The following is an 18645-nucleotide window of genomic DNA, read 5'->3' on the forward strand; positions in this document are numbered from 1 at the left end:
CATGCCGCCGGGGCTCGTCGAGGGGATCGACCGGATGGACTCCGCCGGCAGGAGGCGCACGCTCAGGTCGATCGGCCGGGCGAGCGAGTCCTCGGGCTTCGAGGCGGCATGCGAGGCGGCGCTCAGGGTCGTCGAGGGCGGCCGCGTCCCCGACGACGCCACGGTCGACGTGCTGGCGAGGCGCATCGCGGGAGGCGGCGGCGGGGCCGGCGGGGCCGACCTGTCGGTCTACGACGGGTTCCTGAAGGGGGCGGTCGCCGATGGCCGCTAGCGAGGAGCTGGCCCGCAGGGTCGTGGAGGCCGGGCGGTCGTGCTCGCTCACCACCGCCGTCCTGGAGGAGTGGTCGAGGCTCGGCACCCCGAAACAGGTGGAGTACCTGGCGGGCTACCTCGAGGCGGAGAGGTCCAGCCGCGAGGCCTCGAAGCGCGCGACGCTGCTCAGGCGCTGCGCGCTGCCGGCGCCCAAGACCTTCGACGGCTACGACTGGTCGGCCGTGTCGTGGCCGGAGGGCATGGGGCGCGAGTCGCTGCTCGCGCTCGACTTCGTCGAGCGCAGGGAGGACCTCGTGCTCATGGGCGACGTCGGCACCGGCAAGACGCACATGGCGTCGGCCCTCTGCGCGCTGGCGTGCGAGAGGAGGCTCGAGGCGCGCTTCTTCACGGCGTCCTCGCTCGTGATGCGCCTGAGGCGCGCCCGCGACGACGGGAGGCTCGACCGGGAGGCCGCGCTCATCGGCAAGGCCCGTCTGCTCGTCATCGACGAGCTCGGGTTTCTCCCGCTCGACTCGGACGGGGCGAGGCTGCTCTTCCAGGTCTTCGCCGACGCATACGAGAGGCAGTCGGTGGTAATCACCACGAACCTGGAGTTCAGCAGGTGGGGGTCGGTGTTCGGGGACGACCAGATGGCCGCCGCCGTGATCGACCGCATCGTCCACCACGGGAGGCTCGTCCAGTTCCGCGGCGAGTCCTACCGCGTCCGCCATGCCCTCATGCAGGAGGGCTAGCCGCTCAAAAAGCGTGCGCGCTTCCGATGCTCAGGCTGCTCAATTTCCGATGATCTTTTTGCTCAAATCCTCTTGACGAAACACACTCGTGCCTCGTGAGCCTTCCGTAGGCCCTCGGGACCGCCCTTGCGGAGCCACTTTTCTTCTTTCCGGACATGCCGTCCTCCGATCTCCCGGGGCCGGCCGATCCGGCCCTCAGTGTATCGGGTTCCCACATTCATCCGCACATGTACGGATGAATGTGGGAGGTGTTCGGATAAAGTTGATAATCAAGGCCGTTTCAATTCCGCTTCGTCGCTTGCAATCCCCAAGGGGGTTTCGCATAATAGCAGATAAGCTTCGCGACGGAAAACGCAGATGAAACGAACCTTATACCGTTGCTTTGGGGCATAGCCCCGCTTCATCTTCTCTCGCGCAGCCAACTGAATGATGCGATTTGGGTGCTGGAAGATGGGGAGAGCTCATGGCTTCTTCTGATGCAACACAACGAGCAGTCCTTGCCGGACTTTCCTGCGGGATCGGCCTTGCCGCACCCGTGGTCGTGTATGCCGCTACACTGCCGTTTTCGTCAATCAACGAGACGGTTGTCGCGGGTGCTGTTCCCTTTGCCGTGGGCGCAGTGGCCGGCGTGGGTATCTATGCCGCCTCGCTGGGTATCTCTGAGTATCGTGCGGAGCACGATGGCCGCCTGTTTGAGCCCGATGCCGTGGGCGGCGCCGCTCAGTTTAGTCGGACCTACAACGAGTTCAAGACCGCCTCTATTCCCGTTCAGCAGGAGGAGGCTGCTCCCCGGGCTCCTGTCACTTTGGACGAGCAGGGTCAATCCTCTTCGCTTCTCTCCGGTCTGACCGGCGCGTTTCAACGCCGTCATGCCGATGATGGCGTTCCGACCATCGCCCGTGCCGCCAATGCCATGGACGAGGCCGATGCCTGGGCTATGATCGATAGCATGCTCGACGACGATTCGCCGGTTAGCTGCGATCCCGCTCGCTCGCGCGATGTCTACCAGGTCGCAATTGACGAGCTCACAAACGGTGAAAAGACTGGCTCCTATAACCGCGACGACATCGCTGCTGCCGCACGTGCCGTCTCGGGCTCTCATGCCGCTCCTGCGGGCAGCACTGCAGCTTTCGTGGCGCTTGTGGCCAACGCTGCCAACAATGCCGCCTATAACGGTGCTTCGTCGGCTGCGTACACCTCTGCCGCGGCGGCCGCTTCGACCGGCCAGCAGGGCGCAGCTCAGCCGGCTCCTGTCGCCGACCCCTTTGCCGATGAGCCCCTGGTTGTCGACGAGGAGACCATCGCCGCTCGTCGTGCTGCCGAAAGCTCGCTTTGGGGCGCTTCGGCCCAAATGCAGGCCGCGGAGGCGGTGCCGTACAACGCCAAGCTCGCCAGCATGCCCATCATTTCCGATGCCAAGGGTGTGGATCTCACCGATTTGGACGAGCCCGCCGCCATCACTGCCTCTATCGATGCCCAGAATCGCGTGGATACCGACAGTCTCCCCGATGCCTCCCTCGAGGAAGATATCCCCATGGCCGATTATTCGGGCCACGAGGACATGTGGGCCGCCGCCATGGCGATCATGGCCGAGGTCGCCGAGCCCGCTCCCGCACCGATGCCCACGCCTGCGGCCTCACCTGTGTCTGTTGCTCCCGTCTATGTTGGCCGCCACAGCTCCGTGTTTCCCGAGGATACCGCGCGTATCTCGCGCGAGGGTATCGAGCGCGCCGAGGCTATCGCCGCCGGCGTTATGGAAAACCGTCGCCACGAGCGCGTCAATCAGATCCTTGAGGAAGAGATCGAGCGCCTGCAGTCCTCTACCGCCAAGCGTACGGGCCGTGCCTATTTGAGTGTTATCGAGGGCGGTACCGCCAGTTTTACGCCGCTTCGTGCCGAGGCCTAGTTCTGCATGATTAAGATCGATCGTAAGTGGGCGGTTGCGGCCTGCGCCATGGTGTTGCTGATCTGGGGCAATTCACTGGTTCCCGGCACGGGGTCCGGCTCACTGAGCCTGGCGATCATGGAGGACGTCCGCGGGTTTTTGCATAGCTTGAGCCTGCCGTATGAATGGGTGACCAACTTTGTCGTCCGCAAGTGCGCACACTTTACCGAGTATATGGTGCTCGGTGTTTTGGTGACACATGCCTTTGATATCGAGGGTCGACGCACTTTTGACAGACTGCTTCCCACGGTGGTTTTTCTGCTGCTGGTCCCCTCAATCGACGAGACGATTCAGTTATTTGTGCCGGGGCGCGCCGGCATGATCACCGACGTGATGATTGACTGCTGCGGAGCGGCTACCGGCGTCGTGCTCCGATATCTCCTCCGATCGCTTGTATGCACCAAAAAGGCCGCCTAGGACGTTTGGCTTGGTCCTAGACGGCCTTGTGCGTTTGGGGGCCCTGCAGGACGCGATAGCGTTGTCTGCGCGTTATACGAGCCCGGCAATACCGTGTGTCGTTGGTGCACCCTTTACTGGAGCGCCTGTGCGCCAAGGGCCAGACAGCCCATGATGCCCTGCTTACCCTCGAGGCTGTTGTTGACAATGTAGGTATCGATGCCATTGACCTCGGGCGTGACGATATAGCCGTTGAGCATCTCGGCGCACTTTTTGCGGGCGAGCGGCACGATGGGGGTGTGGTCGGCTACGCCGCCGCCGATGATGATCTTTTGCGGCGCATAGCACAGCGTGTAGGTCATGAGCGCCTGTGCCAGGTAGCCTGCGAGCAGGTCCATGGCCTCCGGGTCATCGGCCATGTCTCCGGCGCTTTTGCCATCCCAGCGCTTTTTAATGCCGGGGCCGGCGATGAGGCCCTCGAGGCAGTTGTCGTGGAAAGGACAGCCGCTGTGCTCGCCGATGGTGTCGCGCGGGTCGCGCGTGACCAGGATGTGACCGGCCTCGGGATGCATCATGCCGTGCACGAGCTGGCCGCCCGAGAGCACGCCGGCGCCCACACCGGTACCGATGGTCAGATACACCACGTCGGTGAGGCCCTGGGCGCAACCAAAGGTGACCTCGCCCAGGCAGGCGACGTTGACGTCGGTGTCGTAGCCACAGGGAATATTGAGCTCGTTTTGGATGGTGCCCAGCAGGTCAAAGTAGCGCCATGCCGTCTTGGGCGTCTCCAAGATCTTGCCGTATTGGGGCGAGGCAGGGTTGACTGCGGTGGGGCCAAAGGCGCCGATGCCCAGCGCGGCGATGCCCTTGTTTGCAAACCAGGCGTTGACGGCCTCAACGGTCTCCTGCGGGGTCGTGGTTGCGATCTGCTCACGCTCCAGAACCGTACCGTCTGCATAGCCCGTGGCGCAGACCATCTTGGTGCCGCCGGCCTCGAGCGCTCCGATAAGCTGCTGCACTGCCATAGTATTCCTCCCCCTGGGACGAGTTGCTCCGTGACTAAAGTATAGCGCTTTAAACAAATTAAGAAAGCGCTATAAAAAGAAGCCCCACAACGCGCGTGCGGTGCGGGGCTTCTTTGGGTGCTTTAGTTGCCGGGCCGTCCTTACCCGCGCGGCTTGATTTTATCGCGTAGCGACTTGAGGTTCTCCAGCGCCGCGTTAATCGTCTCGTCTCGTTTGGCAAAGTGGAGGCGAATCAGATGGTTGACGGGCTCTCGGAAGAAGCTCGAGCCGGGCACGGCGCCCACGCCCACCTTAGACGCGAGGTCCTCGCAGAAGTCGAGGTCGCTGTCATAGCCAAACTCAGAGATGTCCATCATGACGTAGTAGGCGCCCTGCGGCACGTTATGCTCAAGACCAATGCTATCGAGCCCCTGACAGAACAGATCGCGCTTGGCTGTGTAGAGATCGAGGACCTCCTGGTAATAGCTGTCGTCGAAGTTGAGGGCGGTGACGACGGCTTCCTGCAGGGGAGCGGCGGCACCCACGGTGAGGAAGTCGTGGACCTTCTTGATGCGCTCGGTAATCTGGGCCGGGGCGATGGTGTAGCCCAGACGCCAGCCGGTGATGGAGTACGTCTTGGATAGCGAACTGCAGCTGATGGTGCGCTCGAACATGCCGGGCAGCGTGGCCATATAGACGTGCTCGTGGGGCGCGTAGACGATGTGCTCGTACACCTCGTCGGTGATGCAGTAGGCGTCGTACTTTTTGCAGAGATCGGCGATAAAGGTGAGCTCATCGCGCGTAAAGACCTTGCCGCAGGGATTGGAAGGGTTGCACAGGACGATGGCCTTGGGGTCGTTGTCGCGGAAGGCCGCCTCGAGTGTCTCGCGGTCAAAGTCGAATGTGGGCGGGTTGAGCGGCACGTAGATGGGCTCGGCACCCGAAAGGATTGTGTCGGCGCCGTAGTTCTCGTAGAACGGCGAGAAGATGACGACCTTGTCGCCGGGGTTGGTGGCCGTCATCATGGCAGCCATCATGGCCTCGGTGGAGCCGCAAGTGACCACGATGTTCTGGTTGGGGTCGATCGGTATGCCCATAAAGTGCTCCTGTTTGGCGGCAAGCGCCTCGCGCATGGCCTGGGAGCCCCAGGTGATGGAGTACTGGTGGTAGAGCGGTTTGGGATCGGTGGCGATGGTGTTCAGGCTCTTGAGCAGCTGCGCTGGGGGATCAAAGTCGGGAAAGCCCTGCGAGAGGTTGACGGCGCCGTACATATCGGAGATGCGCGTCATGCGGCGGATGACCGAATCGGTAAACGTTGCCGTGCGATTGGAGAGTTCTTTCATGCTTGTCCTTTCGAACATCGGGGTGGGGCAAGTTTACTCCTATGGAACCGGTGGGATTTGCTCGAAATGGATCCGAAAAACTCTTTTCAAAATTCTTGAAAATTGGGGCTTGCGTCGCGTGGCGTTCCTTGCAATAATAGTCGAGCGCGAAGCGCACAGGACACGGTGGGTGTAGCTCAGTTGGCTAGAGCGACGGGTTGTGGTCCCGTAGGTCGAGGGTTCGAGTCCCTTTACCCACCCCAGTTCTTGCTTCGTGTTGATATCGGGTCGTTAGCTCAGTTGGTAGAGCAGGGGACTCTTAATCCCAAGGTCCAGGGTTCGACCCCCTGACGGCCCACCACACGATATCTCCTCTAAAGTCCGCCACTACGGACTTTAGCTTTGGGTCGTTAGCTCAGTTGGTAGAGCAGGGGACTCTTAATCCCAAGGTCCAGGGTTCGACCCCCTGACGGCCCACCAAAGCATGTTAAAGCGACTGGCTTAGGCTGGTCGCTTTTTTGTTGACCTTGCATGGGGTCGAACCCGAAAGGGCGCGGAGCTGAGGAAATGCGTAAGCATTTACCAGCGCAGCGCGCAAGGCGCGAAGCGCCGCAGCGGCCGCCTGCGCAGCAGGCTGACCCCCTGACGGCCCACCAAAGCATGTTAAGACGGTCAGCGAAAGTTGGCCGTCTTTTTTGTTGACCTCGCATGGGGTCGAACCCGAAAGGGCACAGACGCTTTACAAGTCGAGCCTGCCCTCTTGGGTACGCCGAGCTGCTGCTTCATTTCCGCCGTGCTTCTGCCGCCGAATAACGCTTCATCGCCCTTCGACTTGATGATCGCGAATCCTTTGGAGTCCACGCCGCGTTTGAACGCAATACCCGAGAGCTGTTTCTCTGAATCGGATAGCGAGTGGCGCGCCTGCAAGCGCTGAATCTCTGCGAAGCGCTGTTCTATGAGCTCTTGGCGGCGCGTCTGCACGGCAAAGTATGCCTGGGCGAGCGCGATCTCTGGCTTGTTTGAATCTCCGTTCTGTGCGATTAAATAGCATACATAGCGAGTAAGTTTGTAGTCTTTAGCCGCGCGAGCGGCGACACCGGCTGTTCCCATTTTCGTGGTATCACGAAAATGGGAATCAACTGGAGTTTTGTTTGTTTCGCACGAGACTTTTGCCCTCTAAACAACTTCGGCGAAGTTCTCCCATCGAGTGTACCCCATGGGTTCCATTAAATCGCGTGCGAGCCAATACTCAACGCCGTCTTCCACATTGGCGTAGCTATCAAGTTTGACACGCCACTTCTCGATATCGCGACTGTCCATATCTCCTCCCCGCTGGTCTATTGTCTGTGCGGGCTTTGCCTGCTCTGTATTCAGAATAAGGATACGCTGCCGTGCGGACACGAATGGACCCCGTGCCACCTCGAGCTCACGGGGCCCATAGATGTCGATTAGTTGTGTTCTGCTTTAGATGAGTGTCCAGTTTAGTCCGCTCGATAGTGCGATCCGAGGCTTTCGGTTCGCTTGCGCATGGCTTTGACCATTTCCTGTGCCAGCTGAATCTGCGATTGCAGGCGGGCGAGGGCTGCGATTTCGCTGTCCTGGGCTTTCTGCGTGCTCAAGGTCGTTGCCTCCGTCTTCAAGCCCTCAAGCTCGTGTAGTGCCTTGGATAGGCCCCCTTCGGTGCGGTTGATCATACAGTAGGTGCTCATCGTGTGCTTGAGGCCGCGGGTCAGGCGCTCGGCGTCTGTTGTGGCAATGCCATACTGGGGGAGGGCGACATCCGCCTTTGGGAACACCTCAGGTGCATTCTGTGCTGCTTGGGCTGCCGAGGCGCCCGCGATGCGCCCAAACACGATGCCGTTGGCGCTTGACAGGCCACCAATGCGATCGGCCCCGTGCATGCCGCCTGTCGCCTCGCCGCAGGCATAGAGGCCCTCAACGCCCGTGTACGCGGTCTTGTCGATTTTGATGCCGCCATTGGCGGCGTGGGCATACATCGCCACACGCATCTCGTCGGTCGGCGCGATGCCGTGTTCGTCTTGTAGCCAGGTGGCAAAGGTCTGCACAAACTCGGGGACGTCCTCGCGGGGGAAGTCGTAGTGGAGCGCCAGACCTTCAGCACCCGCTTGATCGATGGAAAGATCGATGGCGCGGGAGGCCAAGCGCGAGGTGAAGGGGCCATATCCGGAGCGTTGCTCAAGTAGATCGCCCAGCTTGTCGTCGGCGATATCGACCGGCTGGTCTACATGTACGTAGCGCCAGGTCTTCTCGTTAAAGACAAGGTTGCGCTTGGGCTCGATGAAGCCCGGCATCATCTGCATGAACTCTATATTAGTGAGCGTTGCGCCGTGTGCCAGCGCGATGGCCTGCGAGGAGCTGAGCACGTCGGCGGAAGTGAGGCTTCGCTCGAACAGGCCACCCGTGCCGCCCGCAGCGATGATGGTGGCCTTGGCTGCAAGGGTCACGATGCGCTCGTCCGTTTGGTTGTAGAGTACGGCGCCGATAATCTTTCCGGTCGTGTCCTCAACAAGGTCGATAAGCTCGTGGCGGGGGAGCAGGTGAATGCCGAGAGACTTGATCTGGGCCGCACACGCGTCCTCAAGGGGCTTGCGGGTAAGGCCGCGCCAATTGCGTGTCTTATGGTCAAAGCAGGGGATAAATTGCTTTTGCAGGGCGCTCTCGGCGCTTTGCGGGCGTTGGAGCTCAACACCTAGATCCTGCTCGAGCCATTGGATGGCCTGGGGAATACCGTGGACGAACGTCTGGACGAGCGTAGGGTCGGCGACACCGCCGCCCACGGTCTGGATGGTGTCGATGAGATCCTGTTCGTCGTCTTCGTTAACGGGACCGATGAGACCTAGGCCCCAGGTGCCCGGGAAAAAGCTCGATCCGCTCATGGTCTTGCCGGCGCTTGCGACGGCAACGGTCGCGCCCGCGCGTGCCGCTTCTATGGCGGCACAAAGGCCCGCAATGCCAGATCCAATTACCAGTACATCAGTCGATTCCATCGGATTCCTTTCTCGTCCGGCGCATTGTCGCATGGGTGATCGGCAATGAGGCCGAAAAGACTCGGCAAATCGGTAAAGGGCAACTATGGCAGATGGGCGTTATGGACGCTCTGACGCTCCATCTCATCACATCTCGTATTTCGTCCCAACTGATATATCGGCATTAGCAACCCTGCGGCAGTGCAAACAAAAAGAGCCGCTACCCGGGTGGATAGCGGCTCCGAAGCTCAACTATATGAGCATCGCGCGGGCGCGATTAGGCCTTGAGGGCCTCCTCGACGGCGACAGCGCAGGCGACAGTGGCACCGACCATGGGGTTGTTGCCCATGCCGATGAGACCCATCATATCGACGTGCGCAGGCACGGAGGAAGAACCGGCGAACTGGGCGTCGGAGTGCATACGGCCCATGGTGTCGGTCATGCCGTAAGAGGCAGGGCCGGCGCCCATGTTGTCCGGGTGCAGGGTACGGCCAGTGCCGCCACCAGAGGCGACGGAGAAGTACTTCTTGCCAGCCTCGATGCGCTCCTTCTTGTAGGTGCCAGCGACGGGGTGCTGGAAGCGCGTGGGGTTGGTGGAGTTACCGGTGATCGAGATGTCGACGTTCTCGTGCCACATGATGGCAACGCCCTCACGGACGTCGTCGGAGCCGTAGCAGTTAACGGCAGCACGGGGACCATCGGAGTAGGGGATGGTCTCGACGACCTTGAGCTCGCCCGTGTAGTAGTCGAACTGGGTCTTCACGTAGGTGAAGCCGTTGATGCGGGCGATGATCTGGGCGGCGTCCTTGCCCAGGCCGTTGAGGATAACGCGCAGCGGCTTCTTGCGAGCCTTGTTGGCGTTCAGAGCCAGGCCGATAGCGCCCTCAGCGGCAGCGAAGGACTCGTGGCCGGCCAGGAAGGCGAAGCACTCGGTGTCGTCGGAGAGCAGCATAGCGCCCAGGTTGCCGTGGCCCAGACCGACCTTGCGGTCCTCGGCGACGGAGCCGGGAACGGTGAAGGCCTGGATGCCCTCGCCGATGATGGCGGCAGCCTCAGAAGCGTTCTTGGCGCCACGCTTGACAGCGAGAGCGCAGCCGAGGGTGTAGGCCCACTCGGCGTTCTGGAAGGCGATGGACTGGGTGTTGTTGACGATCTCACGCGGGTTGAAGCCCTTGTCGGTGCAGATCTGCAGAGCTTCCTCGAGGGAGGCGATGCCGTTGTCGGCGAGGCACTTGTTGATCTTGTCAGCGCGGCGCTCGTAACCTTCGAACGTAACAGTCATAGTTATTTCCCTCCCTTTCTACTCGTGAACCGGGAACACGCTGGCGACGGAGTGAGTCTCCTCGTCGGTGCGCGGGTCGATGTACTTGGCAGCGTTCTCCCACTGACCATAGTGGCCCATGGCGCCAGCGATGGCCTCCTCGGGGGTCTTGCCGGCCTTGACGGCGTCGGTGAACTTGCCGAGGTTCAGGAACTCGAACGCGATGATCTCGTTCTTGTCGTTGAGAGCCATGCGGGTGACGTAGCCCTGAGCGAGCTCGAGGTAACGAGCGCCCTTGGCCTTGGTGCCGAACATGGTGCCGACCTGAGAGCGAAGGCCCTTGCCGAGGTCGTCGAGGGAGGCGCCCACGGGCAGGCCGCCCTCGGAGAACGCGGTCTGGCTGCGGCCGTAAACGATCTGCAGGAAGATCTCGCGCATAGCAACGTTGATGGCGTCGCAGACGAGGTCGGTGTTGAGGGCCTCGAGGATGGTCTTGCCGGGAAGGATCTCGGAAGCCATGGCAGCAGAGTGGGTCATGCCCGAGCAGCCGATGGTCTCAACGAGGGCCTCCTCGATGATGCCGTCCTTGACGTTCAGCGTGAGCTTGCAGGCGCCCTGCTGAGGTGCGCACCAACCCACACCGTGCGTAAGACCGGAGATGTCGGAAATCTCCTTAGCCTGGACCCACTTGCCCTCCTCGGGGATGGGTGCGGGGCCGTGGTATGCACCCTTGGCAACGGGGCACATGTTCTCCACTTCCTGTGAGTACTGCATGCCTCTCCTCTCTATCGTGTTGGCGTCCCGTCTGGGGGTCGTGGCTGGTGATTGCCGGGCGACCCTTCGAAAGGGACATGACATGCAGCCCCTATAATACCGCGAAATGCACGGAATATTCGGCGAACGGCTCAGTTTTCGTAGCGAGAAACGCGGAACTTTCAATTGAAACGATTTAACAAGCTTGGTTGCGGTTATGCGATACGTTATAGGGGGTCAGTTCTGGTCAAGTTATTGGTTGGTTCTTGCCCATGTTGCGGTGTCTAGCCTGTGGTTATGATGCCATTCGCCGTCGGTTTGCCGCCTTTTACCGTCGACGGGTGCCATTTTGCGTGAATGTTTTGATGGCACGTTTCAATCGTGATGTATTGGATGGTAAGCAGGTCCCGGCGAAGGGAGCGCCATGCAGCGTGTTTGGAAAACGATCACCGGTTTTTACCATGTCTGTGCCCGCGGTATGGGCAGTCAGCTGATCTTTGAGAGCGACGAGGACCGGTGGGAGTTTTTGGAGCTGATGCGCGACTGCTGCCGCGATGCCCAGGTAACGATTGTGGCGTGGTGCCTCATGGGCGACCATGTGGATCTGGTACTTCTGGATTATGAGGACAACATGAGTGCAGCCATGCAACGCCTGCTGTTGACGTATGCTCGTCGGTTCAATAAGCGTACTGGGCGTTCGGGCTGCCTGTTCCGGGAACGTTTTGAGCGCTGTTCGCTCGATACCGACCGGGAGGTGATGGAGGCTGTTCGCTCCGTTCACGCCGATCCGCAGGATGCGGGCATCAACCTAATTGAGCGGTATCCCTGGAGCAGCTTTGCGGAGCATCTGCGCGTTTACGACGGTGACGAGGCAGATGCTACGAGGGTATTTTCCGATCCTTCTTGCGTGCTTGAGCTTTTTGGTTCTGCCAAAGCCTTTATTGCCTATTCGCTTTCGACGCCCGACGGCGGCGATCCGGCGATGCGCGATTTGGTAGAGATGGAGTTGGAGCGGCGCGCCTTTGCCGACGAGTTGGCGAAGGGATGCGGGGTTGCGCTCCAGGGGGTTAAAGCGGCGCCGCCGGCGCAGCGCAATATCGTTATTCTTGGCTTGCACGATGCTGGTTTTACGGTGCGCCAGATTGAGCGGTATACGGGGATAAGCAAAAGTACCGCTTCTCGTATTGTGCGTGCCCGTGCTCGAACGGCGGTGCGGACTGATGACAGCCTGGGATAGGGCTGTCTGCCCACTGGGACCATCATTCTAAATGCTTGGACGTTAACTACACTTCTAAATATGCATAGAATGATTGCCGTCTTGCATAAAACAATAGCTCAGTCCGGTTTTGCCCGTGCCTACCCCCGTCCACGCCGTGCAAAAAGCGGAGTTTTCAGCATCGTAGTGCTGTCGGAACTGCTATAACCTTGCAACTTGCGGGCCCCGAGACAATTATTTGTCTGCCAATACGCCCCGAAGCACGCGTTTGCGTCCCCGTAGACCGTAATGCCTGTTCTAAAACGCAATATATACGCGCCCGAAGGCGCTAATTTATGCTCGTGATTTGTATGCACATAGCTTGGCGTGCTGAAAACTCGCAAAAATGCACGCCGCACCCTATGGGACCCGTCTGCGGCAGGCAGGAGGCGAGCCGGAGCCTAGTAGGACGGTGCCTGGCGCTTTGCTCGGCGTGCCCCGTGGCCCTGTGGCAAGCCTTTGGTACTGTGAAAAACGCTTGTGCTTGCGGTTGGCCGTGCGATAAATGACAGATTGGGCGCCGGAAGCGTGGCTGCGCGTGCGCTCGTTATGAAAAAGCCGAGCCGCCCGTATCGGGCGGCTCGGCAATCAAAAACCTTGGATTCGGGGCATCCGTTACTGGTTAGCCTGACCCTCGAGCATGCCGTCGAGGGTGCGCCAGGCGAGCTCGGCGCATTTGACGCGGGCGGGCATGTGTGAGATGTCCTGGAGCTGAGCGGCCTCGTCTAGGTCTTCCAAGTCTGCCTCGGAGAGCTCCTCGCCACGGATCATGGCGAGGAAAAGCCCTGCCAGACGACGAGCCTCCTCGACCGTTTCGCCCGTGATGAGGTCGGCCATGATGTCGGCGCTGGCCTGGCTGATGGCGCAGCCGTGCCCGGTAAACGAGGCCTCCTCGATCACATCGTTCTCGACACGCAGCTGCAGGGTGAGCTCATCGCCGCAGCTGGGGTTGATGCCGTCGTGCTCGTGCGTGGGGGCATCCATCTCGTACTTGTAGTCGGGGTGGGAGTTGTGCTCCATAAACGTGGTGGAGGTGTACAGATTACCCATTGAACGTGCTCCAAACGTGATACAGGCCGGCGATGAACTTATCGATATCGGCCTTGTCGTTGTAGAAGGCCACGCTGGCGCGGCAGCAGGCAAGGTTCTCGACGCCCAGCCAGGTGAGCAGCGGCTGCGCACAGTGGTGACCGGCACGGATGCAGACGCCGTCCATGTCCATGATGCTCGCGACGTCGTGAGGGTGGACGCCCTTGACGTTAAAGCTCACGACCCCGTGGTGGTTGTCCCAATAGATGGATCCGATGATCTGGACAAAGTCGAGCTGCATGAGCTCGCCCATCAGGTAGTGGACAAGCGCCTGCTCGCGGGCCTGGATGTTTTCGTAGCCCACTGTGTTGACGAGGTAATCAAGCGCCACGCCCGTGGCGAAGATGCCGGCGGCGTCCTGCGTGCCGGCCTCGAACTTCTCGGGGACGGGCGCCCAGACGGCGTCCTGCTCGGTGACCGAATCGATCATCTCGCCACCGGTAAGCATGGGCGGCATGGCGTTGAGCAGATCCATCTTGCCCCACAGCACGCCAATGCCCATGGGGCCCATGGCCTTGTGCGCGCTAAAGGCAAAGAAGTCGGCTCCCAGATCGGCCACATCGACCGGCATGTGCGGCAGCGACTGCGCGCCGTCGACGACCAGATAGCCGCCGTACTTATGCACGAGCTTGCCGAGATTCTTGACCGGGTTCTCGACGCCCAGCACGTTAGAGATCTGACCCACGGCCAGAATTTTGGTCTTGGGGCCAACCTTGGCAAGCACTTCCTCGGTCGTGAGCTGACCGGTCTTGGTGGGGTAGAGGTAGACGAGCTTGGCGCCGGTCTCGCGGCAGACCTGCTGCCACGGGATTAGGTTGGAGTGGTGCTCCATGATGGTGATGACGACCTCGTCACCGGGCTCGAGCACCGTGGGCGCAAAGCTCTTGGCGACCAGGTTGAGCGACTCGCTCGTGTTGCGGGTGAAGACGATCTCATTAGCCTGGGAGGCGCCGATGAGGTCGGCGATCTGCTGACGCACCTTCGCGATGGCCTCGGTGGCCTCGACGGACAGCGAGTACAGGCCGCGCAGGGGGTTGGCGTTCATGCGCTGGTAGAAGTCACGCTCGGCGTCGAGCACACAGGCGGGGCGCTGCGCGGTGGCGGCACTATCGAGGAAGGCGATCTCGGGGTGCTGCTGGAACAGCGGGAACTGCGCCTTGTAGGGGTTGGTCTCGATGTCGACGGTAGGCCAGCCGCGCGAGGCCTCATCGCTGGCGTCGAACTCCATGGGCTCGGGGGCAGTACAGGTATCACATTTAACGTGCTCGGTGTCGATCATGCGAGCTCCTCCTCAAAGTTATCGATCAGGTTGTTGCCCAGGCGGACGACGGCGGCGCGGATGCGCTCGTCGGCGGCGGAAAGTGCGGCGTCCTCCAGCTTGGCACGGATGAACAGGTCCTCGGCGGCATTTTGGTCAAGGCCGCGGCAGGCGAGGTAGAACAGCTGCTCGTCGCGGACGTGGCCGATGGTGGCGCCGTGGTTGCCGGAAACGTCGTCCTCGTCGCAGAGGATGACGGGAACGGTCTTGTTGTCGACGCCCTTGTTGGCCAAAAGCACGGTTTCGCGCTCGGTGCCGACGGCACCCTTGCAGCCGTGCACGAGGTCGATGGTGCCGCGGTAGACCTTCTTGGACGTGCCGGTCAGCACGCCGTTGGCGTCGATCTCGCACTCGGTCTTGCGACCGCGGTGGCGCAGCTCGTAGTTAAAGTCGCGCACTTGTTCGCGAGCACCCAGGTAATCGGTATCGATCATCACCTTGGCGGTGTCGCCCAGCAGGTCGCCGGCAAGGCCGGTGGCGCTGGCGCCAGCACCCAGTACGGTGTGCTGCACGTTGACGCGTGCGCCTTCGTCCAGGAACAGGCCGGTGTCGTCGAGCGCGATCCAGCTGTCGTCGAGCGTCTGCGTACAGGTAACGTTGACGGTGGCGTACTCGTGAGCGCACACGCGCAGCACGGAGCCCACGACGCCTTCGCCGGCAACGGGGGAGTCCAGAGCGATCTGCAGGTCGAGCGTTGCCTGCGGACGGACAACGACATCGATGGCGGCGATGGCAGCGGCGGCATCGACGCCGCTCACGCGCACGGTGACCGTGGCACGGCCGTAGGCGGGCACGTCGATGACGATGCGCTTGGTGGCATGGTCGGCCAGATAGGTGTAGGCAGCCTCGCCCATGCCGGTCTCGAAGGCCTCGGCAGGGGAGAGCTCCTCCTCGAGCTTGATAGCGCCGGCCTGGTAGACGGAAGTGGCGGGCACGTCGAGCTCGGTCTCGGGTGTGATGCGGGCGCGGTCGGCGGCGTCGCCGGGGGCAGAGGCACGGCGCTCGGGGAAGCGCTCGGCCATGGCGTCCATGGCGGCGTCGAAGGCGTCTGCCGCGCCATGGATCTGCTCGTCCAGCCCCTCGACCTCAACGGCCTCGGCGGGAGCGGCGGCAAGCTCGTCCGAAAGCTCAAGCTTGGTCTGGTTCATTTTGAGCCAACCCCAAGTGGCGGCCGGCATCGCGTTGACGCCCCCGATCTCCTGCAGCACGCCGTCTCGGGGCTCCGACCCTCCTCGCGTACCTTTAGTACGCGTCGTCGGGCTCGTCGCTCCCGATACGTCGCACTGCAGAAGCTCGGATGACGTAAATGCGTTCGGCGTGTTCGTGGTCTGATTCATTATCCGATCGCTCCTTCCATCTCGAGCTTGATCAGGTTGTTCATCTCGACGGCGTACTCAAGCGGCAGCTCCTTGGAGACCGGGTTGGCAAAGCCGTTGACGATCATGGTGCGGGCCTCTTCCTCCGAGATGCCGCGGCTCATCAGGTAGAACACCTTGTCGTCGCCGATGCGGCCGATAGTGGCCTCGTGGCCGATGTCGACGTTCTTGGCGCGGATGTCCATGGCGGGGATGGTGTCGGAGCGGCTTTGGTCGTCGAGCATCAGCGACTGGCAGCTCACGGTTGCCTTGGAGCCCTCGGCCTTGGGCGTGGCCACGATGGAGCTGCGGAAGGTCTGGATACCGCCGCTCTTGGAGATGCCCTTGGTCTCGACGGTCGCCGAGGTCTCGGGCGCGTTGAGTACGACTTTGCAGCCGGTATCGAGGTTCTGGCCGGCGCCGGCAAAGGTGATGCCGGTAAAGCTCGAGCGGGCGCGGCGGCCGTTGAGCACGCTCATGGGGTAGAGGTAGCCCACATGGCTGCCGAAGGAGCCGCTGATCCACTCGATGTCGCCGTCCTCGTCCACGCGCGCACGCTTGGTGTTGAGGTTATACATGTTCTTGGACCAGTTCTCGATGGTCGAATAGCGCAGGTGCGCGCGCTTGCCCACAAAGAGCTCGACAGCGCCGGCGTGGAGGTTGGCCACGTTGTACTTGGGCGCGGAGCAGCCCTCGATAAAGTGCAGGTCGGCGTCGTCCTCGACGATGATGAGCGTGTGCTCAAACTGGCCGGCGCCCTTGGCGTTGAGGCGGAAGTAGCTCTGCAGCGGAAAATCGAGCTTGGTGCCCTTGGGCACATAGACAAACGAGCCGCCCGACCATACGGCGCCGTGCAGGGCCGCAAACTTGTGGTCGGTGGGCGGGATGAGCGTCATAAACTTCTCGTGGATGAGCGGCTCCCACCGCGGGTCGTGCAGGGCCTCCTCGATGCCGGAGTAGACGATGCCCATCTTGGACGCCGTGTCCTGCATGTTGTGGTAGACGAGCTCGGAGTCGTACTGCGCGCCGACGCCTGCCAGGTAGCTACGCTCGGCCTCGGGGATGCCCAGGCGCTCAAAGGTGTTCTTGATGTCGTCGGGCACCGACTCCCAGTCGTGCTTTTGGTCGGTGTTGGGCTTGACGTAGGTGACGATGTTGTCCATGTCCAGGCCCTCGATGGAGGGGCCCCACGTCGGGTCGGGAAAACGGTTGAAGATCTCGAGGGACTTGAGGCGCAGGTCGAGCATCCACTGCGGCTCGTCCTTCTTGGCGCTGATCTCGCGCACGATGTCGGGCGTGATGCCGGCGTCGAGGCGCTCGAATCCCTCCTCGCCATAGGTGAAGTCGTAGAGGCTGCGGTCGATGTCCGCGACCTCGGTGCGGTTCTTGGTCATTGCGTCGCCCCTTTACGCCTGCTGCTCGGCAGCGACGGCCTCGGCCTGGGCGCGCTGCTCGACGGCCTCGCGCTCGAAGGCCTCAAAGCCGTTCTTGTCGATCCAAGGGATCAGCGAGGCGTCGTCCTCGCGCACGATGTGGCCCTTGACCATAACGTGGACGCGGTCGACATCCAGGTGCTCCAGGATGCGCGTGTTGTGCGTGATGATGAGCATGGAACCGTTGCAGCTCTTGCGGTAGGCGTCCATGCCGTGGCTGACGGTGGAAAGGGCGTCGACGTCCAGGCCGGAGTCGGTCTCGTCCAGGATGGCGAGTTTGGGCTGCAGCAGCAGAAGCTGGAGCATCTCGACCTTCTTTTTCTCGCCGCCCGAGAAGCCTACGCCCAGCTCGCGGTTGAGGTAGGCGGTATCCATGTTGAGCTCGGCCGCGAGCTCCTTGACGCGACGGCGGAATTCCTTGCCCTTCATCTCCAGGCCGGGGCGGCCGGCGATGCTGGCGCGCAAAAAGCTCGACAGCGGCACGCCCGGAATCTCGACCGGAGCCTGGAAGCTCAGGAACAGGCCGGCGCGCGAACGCTTGTCGGTGGTGAGCTCGGTGATGTCCTGGCCGTCAAAGACGATGCGGCCGTTCTGCACGGTGTAGACGGGGTCGCCCATGACCAGGTGGCCGAGGGTGGACTTGCCGGCGCCGTTGGGCCCCATCAGCACATGGGTCTCGCCGGCGGCGACGTTGAGGTTGACGTTGTGGAGGATGGTCTTCTCGTCCACGGAGGCGGTCAGACCTTCGATGGAAAGCAGCGGATTTGCGCTCATGCTGTCCCTCTCTGTTTATGGTGTACTCATAGGTGTACTAAACCCTAGGAATCTTCTCGGAATAAAGTTACTATGGGTTCGGCGTTAGTCAAGGGAAAACCCGACTAATCCACTCGACTTTTCAGATGTGGGACATAATAATCGGGATCGTCTGTCCCACACGCTTGGCATCGGGGGCAAACTCTGCTGATGATTTTGTCTCAAGCGCACCGGGAGGGTAGGTATGCTCATTTCTTCTAAGGGCCGCTATGCCCTCCGTTTGATGATTTATATCGCGGCGCTCGGTGACGCCGAGGGCAAAATCGCCCTGCGCGAGATTGCCGACCGTGAGCATATTTCGCAAAAGTATTTGGAGCAGCTGGTCCGTCCGCTTATGAAGGCGGGCCTGCTCAAGAGTGTGCGCGGCAAGGGCGGCGGCTACATGATGGGCGTGGACCCGGCCGAGGTGCGAGCCGGCGATATACTGCGCGCCGTCGAGGGCAGCACGGCGCCCGTCGCATGCGATGGCATCGACAACAACTGCACTCGCAGCGATCTGTGCTCTACTGTGAAGTTCTGGCGCGGTCTGGACGACGTGATTGAAAAGTACGTCGACGGCGTGACGTTGGCCGACTTGGCGGCCGTGCCCGAGATTAACTTCGATATCAAGCTGTAACTCGAGCGCAATTCCTCAAGATTTCGCGGAGGGAGTTACCGTCTGTCGAGTTGTTGTTGTACGACATCGGTCTTGCTGCGATACTTAAATCTAT

Annotated in this window: 17 protein-coding genes, 3 tRNA genes and 1 pseudogene; 9 read left to right on the plus strand and 12 right to left on the minus strand. The window is 61.4% G+C overall.

Annotation, left to right across the window (positions count from 1 at the left end):
* From ACTQ1E_RS05975 to ACTQ1E_RS05990, 4 genes and pseudogenes are all read left to right on the plus strand, one after another.
* A pseudogene (locus ACTQ1E_RS05975) lies at nucleotides 1-271 on the plus strand (hypothetical protein); the annotation flags it as partial.
* Nucleotides 261-1004 (plus strand): IS21-like element helper ATPase IstB, encoded by a 744-nt coding sequence (istB, locus tag ACTQ1E_RS05980; protein WP_441069484.1) that lies wholly within the window; start codon nucleotides 261-263, stop codon nucleotides 1002-1004. The pseudogene ACTQ1E_RS05975 and the gene istB, both read left to right, overlap by 11 nt.
* Nucleotides 1005-1467: 463 nt before the next feature.
* Entirely contained in the window at nucleotides 1468-2910 is a 1443-nt protein-coding gene (locus ACTQ1E_RS05985) for a hypothetical protein (RefSeq protein ID WP_441565286.1), read from the plus strand.
* A 6-nt stretch (nucleotides 2911-2916) separates the two neighbouring features.
* On the plus strand, nucleotides 2917-3366 hold the full coding sequence (locus tag ACTQ1E_RS05990; RefSeq protein WP_427794116.1) for a VanZ family protein: 450 nt from the start codon (nucleotides 2917-2919) through the stop codon (nucleotides 3364-3366).
* A gap of 113 nt (nucleotides 3367-3479) precedes the next feature.
* On the opposite strand, the gene ACTQ1E_RS05995 is transcribed toward ACTQ1E_RS05990, so the two are convergent.
* Together ACTQ1E_RS05995 and ACTQ1E_RS06000 are read right to left on the minus strand one after the other, a co-directional pair.
* The gene (locus tag ACTQ1E_RS05995) at nucleotides 3480-4370 is read right to left on the minus strand and encodes an ROK family protein (protein WP_441565288.1); all 891 of its coding nucleotides are present in this window, start codon (nucleotides 4368-4370) and stop codon (nucleotides 3480-3482) included.
* Nucleotides 4371-4510: 140 nt separating this feature from the next.
* Nucleotides 4511-5692, minus strand: coding sequence for a pyridoxal phosphate-dependent aminotransferase (locus ACTQ1E_RS06000; protein WP_441560069.1), 1182 nt, complete (start codon nucleotides 5690-5692; stop codon nucleotides 4511-4513).
* 165 nt (nucleotides 5693-5857) lie between these two features.
* On the opposite strand from ACTQ1E_RS06000, the gene ACTQ1E_RS06005 reads away from it, so the two are divergent.
* The 3 genes from ACTQ1E_RS06005 to ACTQ1E_RS06015 all read left to right on the plus strand — a co-directional run bounded on the left by ACTQ1E_RS06005 (nucleotide 5858) and on the right by ACTQ1E_RS06015 (nucleotide 6151).
* Nucleotides 5858-5934: transfer RNA gene (locus ACTQ1E_RS06005), tRNA-His, on the plus strand.
* Between the two features lie 22 nt (nucleotides 5935-5956).
* A tRNA-Lys gene (locus ACTQ1E_RS06010) sits at nucleotides 5957-6032 on the plus strand.
* A 43-nt stretch (nucleotides 6033-6075) separates the two neighbouring features.
* Nucleotides 6076-6151: transfer RNA gene (locus ACTQ1E_RS06015), tRNA-Lys, on the plus strand.
* A 192-nt stretch (nucleotides 6152-6343) separates the two neighbouring features.
* Here the strand turns inward: ACTQ1E_RS06015 and ACTQ1E_RS06020 are convergent.
* From ACTQ1E_RS06020 to ACTQ1E_RS06040, 5 genes are all read right to left on the minus strand, one after another.
* Entirely contained in the window at nucleotides 6344-6781 is a 438-nt protein-coding gene (locus ACTQ1E_RS06020; protein ID WP_441565290.1) for a hypothetical protein, read from the minus strand.
* Between the two features lie 66 nt (nucleotides 6782-6847).
* Nucleotides 6848-6991 (minus strand): hypothetical protein, encoded by a 144-nt coding sequence (locus tag ACTQ1E_RS06025; protein ID WP_441565292.1) that lies wholly within the window; start codon nucleotides 6989-6991, stop codon nucleotides 6848-6850.
* Between the two features lie 161 nt (nucleotides 6992-7152).
* Nucleotides 7153-8679 (minus strand): FAD-dependent oxidoreductase, encoded by a 1527-nt coding sequence (locus ACTQ1E_RS06030; RefSeq protein ID WP_441565294.1) that lies wholly within the window; start codon nucleotides 8677-8679, stop codon nucleotides 7153-7155.
* Nucleotides 8680-8935: 256 nt separating this feature from the next.
* Nucleotides 8936-9940, minus strand: a complete 1005-nt coding sequence (locus ACTQ1E_RS06035) for a GGGtGRT protein (RefSeq protein ID WP_154518278.1) — start codon at nucleotides 9938-9940, stop codon at nucleotides 8936-8938.
* A gap of 18 nt (nucleotides 9941-9958) precedes the next feature.
* A complete protein-coding gene (locus tag ACTQ1E_RS06040; protein ID WP_006235554.1) occupies nucleotides 9959-10693 on the minus strand; it encodes an iron-sulfur cluster assembly scaffold protein in 735 nt (244 codons plus the stop codon).
* Nucleotides 10694-11096: 403 nt separating this feature from the next.
* On the opposite strand from ACTQ1E_RS06040, the gene ACTQ1E_RS06045 reads away from it, so the two are divergent.
* Complete coding sequence (locus ACTQ1E_RS06045) at nucleotides 11097-11909, plus strand: transposase (RefSeq protein WP_441565296.1); 813 nt, start codon at nucleotides 11097-11099, stop codon at nucleotides 11907-11909.
* Nucleotides 11910-12542: 633 nt separating this feature from the next.
* Here ACTQ1E_RS06045 and sufU read toward each other — a convergent pair.
* From sufU to sufC, 5 genes are read right to left on the minus strand one after another with little or no spacing between them, the layout of a single operon-like run.
* Nucleotides 12543-12977: a Fe-S cluster assembly sulfur transfer protein SufU gene (gene sufU / locus ACTQ1E_RS06050; RefSeq protein ID WP_441565298.1), complete on the minus strand. Its 435-nt coding sequence runs from the start codon at nucleotides 12975-12977 to the stop codon at nucleotides 12543-12545.
* A complete protein-coding gene (locus ACTQ1E_RS06055; RefSeq protein ID WP_441565300.1) occupies nucleotides 12970-14295 on the minus strand; it encodes an aminotransferase class V-fold PLP-dependent enzyme in 1326 nt (441 codons plus the stop codon). The genes sufU and ACTQ1E_RS06055 overlap by 8 nt, the downstream gene beginning before the upstream one ends.
* Nucleotides 14292-15671: a SufB/SufD family protein gene (locus tag ACTQ1E_RS06060; RefSeq protein WP_441565302.1), complete on the minus strand. Its 1380-nt coding sequence runs from the start codon at nucleotides 15669-15671 to the stop codon at nucleotides 14292-14294. Before ACTQ1E_RS06060 ends, ACTQ1E_RS06055 begins: the two co-directional genes overlap by 4 nt.
* On the minus strand, nucleotides 15671-17083 hold the full coding sequence (sufB, locus tag ACTQ1E_RS06065; RefSeq protein WP_427794570.1) for a Fe-S cluster assembly protein SufB: 1413 nt from the start codon (nucleotides 17081-17083) through the stop codon (nucleotides 15671-15673). Before sufB ends, ACTQ1E_RS06060 begins: the two co-directional genes overlap by 1 nt.
* A gap of 12 nt (nucleotides 17084-17095) precedes the next feature.
* A complete protein-coding gene (gene sufC / locus ACTQ1E_RS06070) occupies nucleotides 17096-17896 on the minus strand; it encodes a Fe-S cluster assembly ATPase SufC (protein WP_441565304.1) in 801 nt (266 codons plus the stop codon).
* A gap of 223 nt (nucleotides 17897-18119) precedes the next feature.
* Between sufC and ACTQ1E_RS06075 the strand changes: the two genes are divergently transcribed.
* Nucleotides 18120-18551 carry an RrF2 family transcriptional regulator gene (locus tag ACTQ1E_RS06075; RefSeq protein ID WP_441565306.1) on the plus strand — a complete coding sequence of 144 codons (432 nt, stop codon included), beginning with the start codon at nucleotides 18120-18122 and terminating at the stop codon, nucleotides 18549-18551.
* Nucleotides 18552-18645 lie beyond the last annotated feature (94 nt).

The organism is Collinsella sp. LCP21S3_C7 (genome assembly GCF_052118485.1).
Lineage (GTDB): Bacteria > Actinomycetota > Coriobacteriia > Coriobacteriales > Coriobacteriaceae > Collinsella.